This window comes from Nonomuraea sp. MTCD27, assembly GCF_041950495.1.
Classification (GTDB): Bacteria; Actinomycetota; Actinomycetes; order Streptosporangiales; family Streptosporangiaceae; genus Nonomuraea.
The window spans coordinates 108,113-120,645 of the sequence record NZ_JBGNUW010000013.1 but is presented as its reverse complement, the minus strand read 5'-3'; the positions used below and the strand labels follow the sequence as shown (position 1 = coordinate 120,645).

Genomic DNA, 12,533 nt, shown 5'->3' with positions numbered 1-12,533 from the left:
CGGGCCACGAAAGGAAACATCATCATGGCAGCGAAAAGTCGAGCAGGCCGGACCATCGCCCTGGCCGTGCTCACCGCTCTCAGCCTCGCCGTAACGGGTTGCGCCACCGAGGAACCGGCCGCCACCCAGCCGTCCGGAGGCGCCAGTGCCGCCGCGAAGACGATCAAGGAGGGGCTGAAGATCGCCTTCCTGCCCAAGCAGGTGAACAACCCGTACTTCGACGCCTCCGACAACAAGGGCGGCAAGGTGGCGGTCGCGGAGTTCAAGGGCGTCTACAGCCAGACCGGCCCGTCCGAGGCCAGCCCGTCGGCGCAGGTCTCCTACATCAACACGCTCTCCCAGCAGGGCACCGACGTGATCGTGGTCTCGGCCAACGACAAGGACGCCATCTGCGGCGCGCTCAGCGAGGCCCGCGCCGCCGGCGCCAAGGTCGTCACCTACGACTCCGACACCAACCCCACCTGCCGCGACGCCTTCATCAACCAGGCCAGCGCCGAGGGCATCGCCGCCTCCCAGATCAAGCTGATCAGCGAGGCGGTCGGCCCGGACGGCGGCGAGATCGCGATCCTGTCCGCCACGGCGAACGCGACGAACCAGAACGCCTGGATCGAGATGATGAAGACCGAGCTGGCCAAGCCCGAGTACGGCAAGCTGAAGCTGGTCGCCACCGTGTACGGCGACGACGACGACCAGAAGTCCTTCCAGGAGGCCCAGGGCCTGCTGGCCAAGTACCCGGACCTCAAGGGCATCATCTCGCCCACCACGGTCGGCGTCGCCGCGGCGGCCCGCTACCTGTCCGGCTCGGAGTACAAGGGCAAGGTCCAGCTCACCGGCCTCGGCACGCCCAACCAGATGCGCGCCTACATCAAGGACGACACCGTCAAGTCCTTCGCCCTGTGGAACCCCTCCGACCTGGGCTACCTGGCCGCCTACACCGGCGGGGCGCTGGCCTCCGGCATGATCACCGGCAAGGAGGGCGAGAAGTTCACCGCCGGCAAGCTCGGCGAGTACACCGTGGGCAAGGACGGCACCGTCCTGCTCGGCGACCCGTTCGTGTTCACCAAGGACAACATCGACGACTTCGACTTCTGACACCCCGGCTCCCGCTCCGTGGGGCCGGAGCGGGAGCCGTCACGTCTGCCCCGGGAGTGACATGGACATCAAGGCCGCCCTGAGGGCACAGCACATCGAGACGCCGTCCTGGGCGTTCGGCAACAGTGGCACCCGGTTCAAGGTCTTCGCGCAGCGGGGGGTGCCGCGGGATCCGTACGAGAAGCTGGCCGATGCGGCGCAGGTGCACGCGTATACCGGGATCGCGCCGACGGTGGCGCTGCACATTCCGTGGGACAAGGTGGATGATTACGCCGATCTGGCCCGGCATGCGCGTGAGCTGGGTGTGGGGATCGGTGCGATCAATTCCAACGTGTTCCAGGATGACGACTACATGCTGGGCAGTGTCACTCATCCGCAGGCGCGGGTGCGCCGCAAGGCGACCGATCATCTGCTGGAGTGTGTGGACATCATGGATGCCACCGGTTCGGACACGTTGAAGCTGTGGTTCTCCGACGGCATCAATTATCCGGGTCAGGATGATCTGCGGGCCCGGCAGGATCGGCTGGCGGAGTCGCTGGCGCGGGTGTATGGCCGGTTGGGGGAGGGGCAGCGGTTCCTGCTGGAGTACAAGCTGTTCGAGCCGGCCTTCTACGCCACCGACGTGCCTGATTGGGGGACGGCTTACGCGCATTGTGTGAAGCTGGGGCCGAAGGCGCAGGTGGTGGTGGACACGGGGCATCACGCGCCGGGGACCAACATCGAGTTCATCGTGGCGTTCCTGTTGCGGGAGGGCAAGCTGGGCGGGTTCGACTTCAACTCGCGGTTCTACGCCGATGACGATCTGATGGTGGGGGCGGCGGATCCGTTCCAGTTGTTCCGCATCATGTTCGAGGTGATCCGGGGTGGCGGGTTGCGCGATGAGGTGGCGTTCATGCTGGATCAGTGTCACAACATCGAGCCGAAGATCCCGGGTCAGATCCGTTCGGTGATGAATGTGCAGGAGGCGACGGCCAAGGCGTTGCTGGTGGATCGGGAGGCGCTGGCGGCGGCTCAGTCCGCGGGTGATGTGCTGGGTGCGAACGCGGTGTTCATGGACGCCTACAACACCGACGTGCGGCCGTTGCTGGCGGAGTTGCGTCAGGAGATGGGTCTGGCGCCCGACCCGATGGCGGCCTACGCCAGGTCCGGATATTTCGAGAAGATCGCCGCCGACCGGGTCGGCGGCGAGCAGGCCGGCTGGGGCGCCTAGCCGCGGGCCTCACCAGTCGTGGATCGTGCCGTCCTGTTGATCGGCAGGTACGCCGCCTCGTACGGGTGCGCGCGCCGAACCGGGCGGCCGGCTCGCGCTCGGAAGGCGGCTTGGCGCCCACCTGGATCTCGCCGGATCGGATGTCGTGCTCCAGCTGACGCGCGATGCGCTCGGTCAGCAGCCCCGGTGGGACTGTGGCACGTCCTGGCCCATTGGTGCCGGCAGGTCGGTGGGCATGCGCCGAGGATGCAGGAGGTCCCCTGCGGCGATATCGCGGTCCGTGACCGGTACCGGCTCGGAGATCCCGGGCTCGTACAATCGGACCACGCCTCGGAAATGGAGCTTCATGGTCACGCCTGGTCGCCGACGACGAGTGACGATCGCCGACGTGGCGAGCCACGCCCAGGTCTCCGTCACGGCGGTGTCCAAGGTGATCCGCAACGCCTACGGCGTCAGCCCGGCCATGAAGGACCGCGTCAAGACGGCCATCGAGGAGCTCGGCTACCGGCCGCAGGCCGTGGCCCGGGGGATGCGCGGCCGCACCTTCACGATCGGCCTGGTGCTGCCGCACATCAGGAACCCGTTCTTCGCCGACATCCTCGACGGCCTGACCGCCTACCTGGAGGACACCCAATACCAGGCGTTCATGATCCAGGGCGGCGCCACCAGGAAGGTCGAGCAGCGGGCGGTCGACGCCCTGATGGACCGGCAGGTGGACGGCATCATCATGGTCGCGCCCCTCGCCTCGAAGGCACGCCTGGAGGAGGTGGCGAAGGAGAAGCCGACCGTGGTGCTCGCGCGTCACGAGCGGTCGTCCTTCTACGACTCGGTGTTCGACGACGACGAAGCGGGCGCCGAACTGGTCGTGAACCACCTCATCGAGCTGGGGCACCGCCGGATCGCGCACATCACCCACCAGGACGACAGCATCGCCCGGCCCGCCGATCTGCTGCACAACATCCGGTCGGCGACCTACGAACGCGTCATGACCGAGCACGGGCTCGCCGGCGAGATCGCGGTCGCGACCAGCTTCTACAACGAGCAGGGCGGCTACGACGGCGCCCGCGAGCTGCTGGGCCGCACAGCGCGCCCGACGGCGATCTTCGCCGGAGCCGACCAGGCGGCGCTCGGCGCGCTCGCCGCGGTCCACGAGGCCGGCCTGTCCGTGCCGGCGGACGTCTCGGTCGCCGGCTACGACAACACCCACCTGGCCGCTCTGCCGAACATCGCGCTGACCAGCGTCGACCAGGACGGCGGCGAGATGGGCCGGGCCGCGGGCAAGCTCCTGCTGGAGCGCGTCGAGGGGCGCATGACACCGGTGCGCTTCTCCGTCACCCCGAGCCTGGTCGTCCGCGGCTCCACGGCCGCGCCACCCACCGCGTAGCCCGGCTCCGGACACCTACCGGCTGGCGCCCCCGTTCGGGCGTTCCCGGCCCTCCGAGGTACGCCTACCGGCTCGCGCCCGTGCGGGCGTTCCCGGCCGGCGGGGGGCCGCCGCGCGCCCCCGCCCTGCCGGATGTTCGGTCCAGGGTGCGCGGCGGCAGCTCATCGACCGCTGTCGCTCCACGGGAGGTCAGCGGGGAAAACGTTACTCGTACGACCCACTCAATAGCGATTTCATCAGCGAAAAGCCTGGAAACCGTTACCCAAATCGAGTCTTGACACCCTTTCACGTAACGCCTACGTTAACCGCATCGGGGAATCGCTTAAAACGATTCAATAACCCTGGAGGGGTGTGTGAAGACCTCCCACCGCACGCTTGCCGCGGCCCTGGCCGTGCTCGCGACGGCGGCCCTTACCTCCTGCGGCTCCGGCCCCGGCTCCGACGCCGGGCCCGCGGCCGACGGCACCGTGACCCTGTCCTTCATGACCGGCAGCGACCAGTCGACCGTGGACACCTCCAAAGCCCTCGCCAACGCCTTCATGAAGGCCAACCCCACCATCAAGGTCGAGATGGAGCACCAGCCGGGCGGCAGCGAGGGCGACAACATCGTCAAGACCCGGCTGTCCACCGGCGAGATGACGGACGTGTTCTGGTACAACTCCGGCTCGCTGCTGCAGGCGCTCAACCCGGCCCAGACCCTCGTCGACCTCACCGGCGACCCGGTCCTGGCCAATGTCCAGCCCGAATACCTGCCCGTCGTGACGCAGGGCGGCAAGGCGTACGGCGTCCCCGCCACCACGCTGACCGGCGGCGGCATCCTCTACAACCGCAAGGTGTACGAGCAGCTCAAGCTGGAGGTCCCCAAGACCTGGGCCGAGTTCATGGCCAACAACGACAAGATCAAGGCGGCCGGGATCACCCCGGTGATCAGCACCTTCAAGGACACCTGGACCTCGCAGATCTTCGTGCTCGCCGACTTCCACAACGTGCAGGCCGCGGTGCCGAACTTCGCGCAGGACTACACCGCGGGCAAGGTCAAGTACGCCACCACGCCCGCCGCGGCGGGCGGGTTCCAGCACCTGGCCGACGTGCACGCCAAGGACCACCTCAACAAGGGCTTCGGCTCGGCCACCCTCGACCAGGGCCTGAAGCTGCTGGTGGAGGGCAAGGGCGCGCACTACGCGATGCTCAGCGGGCTGCTGCCGCCGCTGCTGGCGACCTACCCGCAGACGGCCACCGACGTCGGCCTCTTCGGCATCCCCGGCAACGACCCGGAAAAGAGCGGCGCCACCGTCTGGGAGCCGAACGCCATCTACATCGCCAGGACCACCGAGAAGCTGGACGCGGCCAAGAAGTTCCTCGCCTTCGTCGCCTCGCCGGCCGGCACGGAGGCGGTGACCGCGGCCGTGCGGCCGTCCGGCCCGTACCGCATCAAGGGCTCCAAGCTGCCCGACGACGCCATCCAGGTGGCCAAGGACCTGCAGGCCTACATCGACCAGGGCGCCACCACCCCCGCCCTGGAGTTCCTGTCGCCCATCAAGGGCCCGTCGCTGGAGCAGATCACCGTCGCCGTCGGCTCCGGGCTGACCTCGGCCGCCGAGGGGGCCGCCCAGTACGACAAGGACGTGGAGAAGCAGGCCAAGCAGTTGGGGCTCGCGGGGTGGTGACGAGGCAACACGCCGGGTCCCATACGGGGCCCGGCGTGGCTCCCGGGCAACGGCACGCCCGCCCGGCGGCCAGGCGCAGGTCGGCCTACCCGTACGCGCTGTACGCCCCGGCCGCCGTCGTCTACCTGGTGATCTTCCTGGTGCCGACGGCCATGGCCTTCTACTTCGCGCTCACCCGCTGGACCCTGTTCGACAGCACCTTCGTCGGCCTGGAGAACTTCCGCGACTTCCTGGCCGAGCAGAACCTGCGCATCGGCTTCCAGAACACGATCGTCTACGCCGTGGTCACCAGCGGCCTGAAGGTCGTGCTGGGGCTGCTGCTCGGCGTGCTGCTCACCTCCCGGCTGCGGCTGCGCGGCCTCCTGCGCTCGGTGGTGTTCTTCCCGGTGCTGGTGTCCACCGTCGCGGTCGGCATCACCTTCAGCGCCCTGCTGCGCCCGGACACCGGCCTGGTCAACCGGGCCCTCGCCGTGGTCGGTATCGACGGCCCCGACTGGCTCGGCGACGCGAACTCGGCGCTGCTGTCGGTGGCGCTGGTGGACGTGTGGAAGGGGGTCGGCCTGGCCACCGTCATCTACATCGCCGGGATCATGTCGATCCCCCGGGACTACTTCCAGGCCGTGGCGGTGGACGGCGGGGGCGCCTGGCACCGGTTCCGGCACGTCACGCTGCCGCTGTCCTGGCCGGCCACGTACTCGGTGATCATCCTGTCGTTCATCGGCGGGCTGCGCTCGTTCGACCTGATCTGGACGATGACCCGCGGCGGGCCCGGCTTCACCAGCGACACCATCGCCTCGATCATCTACAAGCAGTACCAGGCCGGCTTCTTCGGCCTGTCCACCGCGGGCAACGTGCTGCTGTTCCTCGTCGTCACCGCCATCGTCGTCCCGCTCAACTACTTCCTCGGCAGGAGGCAGGTCGCCGCATGAGAACGCTGAAGAGGCTCAGCGCCGAGACGCTCGCGCTGGTCCTGGCCACCGTGATCTTCCTGGTGCCGTTCTCGTTCATGCTGCTGACCGCGGTCAAGGACCGGGCGCAGGCCGCGGATCTGGACTTCGCCTGGCCGGCGAGCTGGCCGATCGTCGAGAACTTCCTGGACGTGGTCGAGGCGCGCGACTACGTGCTGCTGCGCGCCTTCGTCAACAGCACCGTCCTCACCGTGTCCTCCGTGGCGCTGATCGTCGTCTTCGCCGCCATGGCCGCGTTCGTGCTGCAGCGCCGGGCCGGCAGGATCGGCTCGCTGGCGAACTTCCTGGTGCTGTCCGGGCTGATCATCCCGCCCGCGATCGTGCCCACGATCTGGCTGCTGCAGGGGATCGGCCTGTTCAAGACGCTGCCCGGGCTGATCCTGGTCGAGGTCGCCTACGGGCTGTCGTACGCGGTGCTGCTGTTCCGGGCGTTCATCGCGGCCGTCCCGCGCGAGCTGGACGAGGCCGCCCAGATCGACGGCTGCACCGGGCTCACCCTGTTCTTCCGCGTCATCTTCCCGCTGCTGCGGCCCGTCACCATCACGGTCATCCTGACCACGTCGGTGGCCGTCTTCAACGACTTCGTCAACCCGCTCTACTTCACCCCGGGCGACGAGAACGCCACCGTGCAGGTCACCCTCTACAACTTCCAGAGCCAGTACAGCACCCAGTGGAACCTGCTGTTCATGGACATCGTGCTGATCACGATCCCGCCGCTGCTGCTGTTCGTCCTCTTCAACCGCAAGATCGTCGCCGGCATGACCGCCGGCGCCATCAAGGGATGACGGGCGGTCCGATGGTCCACGCTCACGAGTTCCGGCACGAAGGGCTGACGCTGCGGGCCACGGTGCACCATCCCGAGGGCGACCGGCCCGCGACCGGCTGGCCGGCCGTGGTGTTCGTCCACGGGTTCGCCAACAACCGGATGGAGAGCCGCTCGTTCGTCCTGATGGCACGGCAGCTGGCGGACGCCGGCTGCGCGTCCGTCCGGTTCGACCTGTCCGGGCATGGTGAGAGCGACGGCGACTTCTTCGACGTCACCATCACCGGCGAGATAGCCGAGACCCGGTCCGTCGTACGCGCCGTGCGCGGCTCCGACTTCGCCGACCCCGACCGGATCGGCCTGGTCGGGATGAGCATGGGCGGTGTCGTCGCCGGGATCGTGGCCGCCGAGGAGCCCGGCGTCCGCGCCGCGTGCCTGTGGTCGCCGGCCGCCGTCGCCCCCTTCGAAGTTGGCGCCGGCCACCTCAAGGGCCGCGACATCGGCGCCGAGATCGGGGAGCGGGGCTACTTCGACGCCGACGGCCACCGGATGAGCCCGGCCCTGGTCGCGGACATCGCCGGCCTCGACGTCTACGGCCGGTCCCGCCCCTACACCGGGCCCGTCCGCATCATCCACGGGGACCGGGACGACATCGCGCCCGTCTCCTACGCCCGCCGCTACCTCGACCACTACGACGGCAACGCGGAGCTGGAGGTGGTCGAAGGCGCCGACCACGGCTGGTCCACCGTGCCGCACCGCAGCCGGCTGCACCGGTCCACGCTGCGGTTCCTCCTGAAGACCCTCTCGTGTCCGAAGGACACTTTTTAGTTTCCTCAGGACATTGCTTATGAGTGCGGCGCAACCTAAGTTCTGTCCCATAGCGATCTCACCTCCAGGGGGACACATGTCACTTGACGACCTCACCCGGCTGGTCGCCGTCCCGTCCGTCGAGTTCCGGCCCGAGTTGCGCTGGTGGCTGGCCGAAGGGCTGCACACCGACGAGACGCTGGTACGCGAGATCGACACCGCGCACAAGCTCGGTTTCGGCGGGATGGAGTTCCTCGCCATGGACGAGGACGGCATCGACCACGCCCGCTACGGCTGGGGCTCGGAGGAGTGGACGCACGACTCCCACGTGGTCGTGGAGGAGACGACCAGGCGGAGCATGGCGGTGAGCTTCACCTCCGGCACGAACTGGGCGAACGCGAACCTCCCCACCATCCACCCCGATCACCCGGCCGCCGCGCAGGAACTCGACGTGGTCACCGAGGACCTCGGCCCGGCCGGCTCGCGCCGCGGGCCGCTCCCGCGCGTGGACCTCGACGCCGAGCCGCCCGTGACCCACATTCCCGGTCACCGCGGCAAGGTCACCGAGCAGCATCTGGTGGCCGTCGTGGCGGCGCGCGTGCTGGAGACCACCCAGGCGGGCACGATCCTCGACCTCGAATCTGTCGCCGACCTCACCAGCCAGGTGCGCGACGAGACGCTGGACTGGCAGGCCCCGGCCGACGGCGACTGGCGGCTGTTCGTGCTGTGGACGCACGGCACCGGGCAGACCGCCTCGCCCTCGGCGTCGGTCAACTACACCGTCAACTACCTGGACCGGGACGGTGTCGAGGCGGTCATCGACTACTGGGACACGGTCGTGCTCACCCCGGAGCTGCGCGAGCGGATCGGCCGCAACCCGCGGGTGCAGATGTACATGGACTCCCTGGAGCTGTCGACCTACGGCGCCGGTGGCCTGTTCTGGGGGCGTACCGTCGCCGCGGAGTTCCGCGCCCGCCGCGGCTACGACATCACTCCATGGCTGCCGTTCCTGCTGCGCAGCGTGCCGTTCATGGCGGTCAGCACGACGTACCACTACGACGTGCGCGAGGAGCACCGCGGCACCGTCGAGAAGGTGCGCTTCGACTACGTGCGCACGCTCACCGACCTCTACATCGAGAACATGCTGCGCCCGTTCGCCGCGTTCCTGCACGGGCACGGGATCGGGCTGCGCGCCGAGATCAGCTACGGGCTGCCGTTCGAGCTCACCCGGCCCGGCCCGGAGGTCGACGGGATCGAGAACGAGTCCCTGGAGTTCGGCGCGCAGATCGACGCCTACCGCCTGATGGCCGGCCCGGCCCACCTGTTCGGCAAGCAGTACTCCTCCGAGACCGGCGCGACCACCCGCAACCACATCCTCGACCACCGCTTCTACGACCAGATCATCGCCACCCAGCTCGCGGCCGGCATCACCAGGACCGTGCTGCACGGCTGGGCGAGCACCGCGGGCGCGCCCGGCGCCACCACCTGGCCCGGGCACGAGGGCATGTGGTCGCGCTTCTCCGAACGGTTCGACACCCGCCAGCCCGCCGCCGAGTTCTACCCGCTGTGGAACCAGGCGATCGGCCGCTACCAGGCCGTCCTGCGCCAGGGGCGGCCCCGCATCGACGTGGGGATCCTGCGTACCGACCACTTCACCGACAACACCTGCGGCGTGGCCCTGTACGACGAGGAGGGCCGGCGCATCCCGGACGAGGACGCCTACGGGCGCAGGTGGATGCGCGACCGGCAGAACCACTGGTGGCAGGACCTGGGCATGCAGGACGCCGGATGGACCTACGAGTTCTTCGACGGATCACTCCTGCTGCGCGAGGAGGTCTCGTTCGCCGGCGGGCTCGTCCAGCCCGGCGGCCCCGGCTACCAGGCGCTCATCGTCTACCAGGAGACCCTGGACGCGGACGTGGCGGCCGGGCTCCTGCGGTGGGCCCGCGACGGCCTGAAGCTCCTCGTCGTCAACGGCGCCCGCGAGCTCAAGTGGCTCGTCGCCGGACAGCACACCACCCACCACCGGGCCGCCGCGCGTACCCCGGGACTGGACGGCCGCGACGACGAGCTCGCCCGGACGATGGCGGCCCTGCGCGCCCTCCCGAACGTCGCCGAGGTGCACGATCCCGCCCACACCGTCGGCGCGCTGCGCGAGCTCGGCGTCACCGGACGCGCCGAGTTCACCGCCGACAACCCCGACGTCCTGAGCCACCTGCGCGAGGACGGCGACCTGCTGCACCTGTACCTGTACCACTTCCGCTACGAGAGCGGCGAGCCGACCACCGTCGAGGTCGCCCTGCCGGGCACCGGCGCCGCCCACCGGATCGACGCCTGGACCGGCGACCTCCGGCCCCACCGCGGCGTCCGGCACGACGCGGGCCGCACGATCGTCACCGTGACCCTGGCCCCCGGCCAGACGGCGCTGCTCACCCTCGACCGCTCGGCGGCGCAGCCCGCCGGCTCCGACCCCGTCACGCCCGAGCCGGTGCGGGAGATCGACGAGTGGACGATCGCCGTCGAGAGCTGGGACGCCGGTGAGGTGGAGGTCATCACCGAGGACCGCGGGCTCGGCTACGAGACCCGCGAGGAGCGGCCCCGCACGGCCGTCACCCGCCTCGACGCCGGCCACGGCCCGCTGCGGCCGTGGAAGGACCTGCCCCAGGTGGGCCCGGAGGTCAGCGGCGTCGGCGAGTACACCGCCACCTTCACCCTCGACCGAGTCGCCGGGGCCAGGTATGTCCTCGACCTCGGATCGACCGCCGGGGCCCTGGGGTCCGTGCGGGTCAACGCGGGCGCGGTCAAGGGCTTCGACACCTCGCTGCCCCGCGTCGACGTCACCGCCGACCTGCGGCCGGGCGAGAACACGGTCACGGTCCGGGTCTCCAGCTCGCTGAACAACCGGCTGCTCGCCCGCGGCTACTACGACGGCGTGCCCGACGTGGTCGCGTCCTTCACCGGGGCCGACGAGACGCAGCGGACGACGGTCCACGAGCACGGGCTGCTCGGACCGGTGCGGCTGCTGCGTGAAGCGGAGGCGGCCGGCAAGTAGGGTTTCGGGAAGCCGGAACGTACAAGCAGAGGTGAGGCGCATCGTGGCCCGCGCGCAACGCTACGAGCTGGACGACCAGGACATCGACCTGTCACCCGTCATCGCGCCCGACCCCCTGGACCCGAGGGTCTCCTTGACCTCGATCATCCACTGGGCCGACAGTCTCCCCGTGCGGCTGTCCGTCATGACCGCCGTCGACTTCCCGGTGCACGACGTGTCGATGTTCCTCGTCGTCAACCAGCTCAGCTACCGGGGAGCGATGCGCCCGAGCGAGCTCGCGGAGACCCTGGGCATGGGACGGGCGAACATCTCCAAGATCGCTCACCGTCTCGACACCGCGGGCCTCATCCTGCGGGTGCGCGAGCCCTCCGACGAGCGCAGCGTGCTGCTCGCGCTGACTCCCCGCGGCCGGGAGATCGGGGAGCGGATCATGACACACGTCCGGCGGACCTTCGACGAGGCCCTCGCCCACTGGAGCGAGGAGGATGTGACCGACCTCAAACGCCTCCTCGCTCGCCTGGCCCGCGACACGGTGTGGGTGCGGCAGGCGCCCCGGGCGCGCATCGCGCCAGGACGAGCCCGGTGATCGCGGGCTGATCCTCGGGGGGCCTCAGCGTTGGATCATCCGCATCTGCTCCTCGTTGTGGTCGTCCCCGGCGGCCGGGGGCAGGTTGTCCAGCTTGGCGAGCTGGTCGGCGGTCAGCCGGACGGAGTCGGCGGCCACGTTCTCCTCGACCCGCGAGACCCGCTTGGTGCCGGGGATCGGGGCGATGTGCTCGCCCTTGGCCAGCAGCCAGGCCAGCGCGACCTGCGCCGGGGTGACGCCCGCCGCGGCGGCGACCGCCCGCACCTCGTCGGCCAGGGCCAGGTTGCGCCGGAAGTTCTCGCCCATGAACCGCGGGCTGGTCCTGCGCCAGTCGGTGTCGTCGAACTCCTCGGGCGAGCGGATCGCGCCGGTCAGGAAGCCGTGCCCGAGCGGTGAGTACGGCACGAAGCCGATGCCCAGCTCGCGCAGCACCGGCAGCACGCGCTGCTCCACGTCCCGGGTCCACAGGGAGTACTCCGACTGCACGGCGGTGACCGGGTGCACGGCGTGGGCGCGGCGGATCGTCTCCGGCCCGGCCTCGGACAGGCCGATGTGGCGGACCTTGCCCTCCTCGACCAGCTTGGCCAGGGCGCCGGCGGTGTCCTCGATCGGGGTGTCCGGGTCGACGCGGTGCTGGTAGTACAGGTCGATGTAGTCGGTGTCCAGGCGCCGGAGCGAGCCCTCGACGGCGGTGCGGACGCCGGCCGGGCTGCTGTCGAGGCGGCCGGGGCCGCGCCCGGTGTGCGAGATCATGCCGAACTTGGTCGCCACGACGACCTGGTCGCGGCGGCCCTTCAGGGCCTTGCCGACGAGTTCCTCGTTGGCGTAGGGGCCGTAGACCTCGGCGGTGTCGAGGAAGGTGACGCCCAGGTCCAGCGCGCGGTGGATGGTGCGGACGGACTCGGCGTCGTCGCTGCCGGCGCCGGTGTAACCGAAGGACATGCCCATCGCGCCCAGGCCGATGCGGGAGACGTCCAGGTCTTTCAGGGTGGTGTGCCTCATGA

The 12,533-nt window shown here is 69.7% G+C and carries 10 protein-coding genes; 9 read left to right on the top strand and 1 reads right to left on the bottom strand.

Translation table 11 applies throughout. The annotated features are described in order from the left end of the window. The first annotated feature begins 24 nt into the window (after window positions 1-24). The 9 genes from rhaS to ACBJ59_RS33850 all read left to right on the top strand — a co-directional run bounded on the left by rhaS (window position 25) and on the right by ACBJ59_RS33850 (window position 11,529). Window positions 25-1,092: a rhamnose ABC transporter substrate-binding protein gene (gene rhaS / locus ACBJ59_RS33890; RefSeq protein WP_375114268.1), complete on the top strand. Its 1,068-nt coding sequence runs from the start codon at window positions 25-27 to the stop codon at window positions 1,090-1,092. A 61-nt stretch (window positions 1,093-1,153) separates the two neighbouring features. Next, window positions 1,154-2,302 carry an L-rhamnose isomerase gene (rhaI, locus tag ACBJ59_RS33885; protein WP_375114267.1) on the top strand — a complete coding sequence of 383 codons (1,149 nt, stop codon included), beginning with the start codon at window positions 1,154-1,156 and terminating at the stop codon, window positions 2,300-2,302. 346 nt (window positions 2,303-2,648) lie between these two features. Next, the gene (locus ACBJ59_RS33880; RefSeq protein ID WP_375114266.1) at window positions 2,649-3,686 is read left to right on the top strand and encodes a LacI family DNA-binding transcriptional regulator; all 1,038 of its coding nucleotides are present in this window, start codon (window positions 2,649-2,651) and stop codon (window positions 3,684-3,686) included. A 353-nt stretch (window positions 3,687-4,039) separates the two neighbouring features. Then, complete coding sequence (locus tag ACBJ59_RS33875) at window positions 4,040-5,353, top strand: ABC transporter substrate-binding protein (protein WP_375114265.1); 1,314 nt, start codon at window positions 4,040-4,042, stop codon at window positions 5,351-5,353. Between the two features lie 35 nt (window positions 5,354-5,388). Then, entirely contained in the window at window positions 5,389-6,282 is an 894-nt protein-coding gene (locus tag ACBJ59_RS33870; RefSeq protein WP_375114264.1) for a carbohydrate ABC transporter permease, read from the top strand. Then, window positions 6,279-7,106 (top strand): carbohydrate ABC transporter permease, encoded by an 828-nt coding sequence (locus ACBJ59_RS33865; RefSeq protein WP_375114263.1) that lies wholly within the window; start codon window positions 6,279-6,281, stop codon window positions 7,104-7,106. The genes ACBJ59_RS33870 and ACBJ59_RS33865 overlap by 4 nt, the downstream gene beginning before the upstream one ends. Before the next feature lie 11 nt (window positions 7,107-7,117). Next, the gene (locus ACBJ59_RS33860; RefSeq protein WP_375114262.1) at window positions 7,118-7,912 is read left to right on the top strand and encodes an alpha/beta hydrolase family protein; all 795 of its coding nucleotides are present in this window, start codon (window positions 7,118-7,120) and stop codon (window positions 7,910-7,912) included. Between the two features lie 76 nt (window positions 7,913-7,988). Beyond that, entirely contained in the window at window positions 7,989-10,943 is a 2,955-nt protein-coding gene (locus tag ACBJ59_RS33855) for a glycosyl hydrolase (RefSeq protein WP_375114261.1), read from the top strand. 31 nt (window positions 10,944-10,974) lie between these two features. Beyond that, on the top strand, window positions 10,975-11,529 hold the full coding sequence (locus ACBJ59_RS33850) for a MarR family winged helix-turn-helix transcriptional regulator (RefSeq protein WP_375114260.1): 555 nt from the start codon (window positions 10,975-10,977) through the stop codon (window positions 11,527-11,529). Window positions 11,530-11,553: 24 nt separating this feature from the next. On the opposite strand, the gene ACBJ59_RS33845 is transcribed toward ACBJ59_RS33850, so the two are convergent. Further along, window positions 11,554-12,531: an aldo/keto reductase gene (locus tag ACBJ59_RS33845; RefSeq protein WP_375114259.1), complete on the bottom strand. Its 978-nt coding sequence runs from the start codon at window positions 12,529-12,531 to the stop codon at window positions 11,554-11,556. Between the last annotated feature and the right edge of the window lie 2 nt (window positions 12,532-12,533).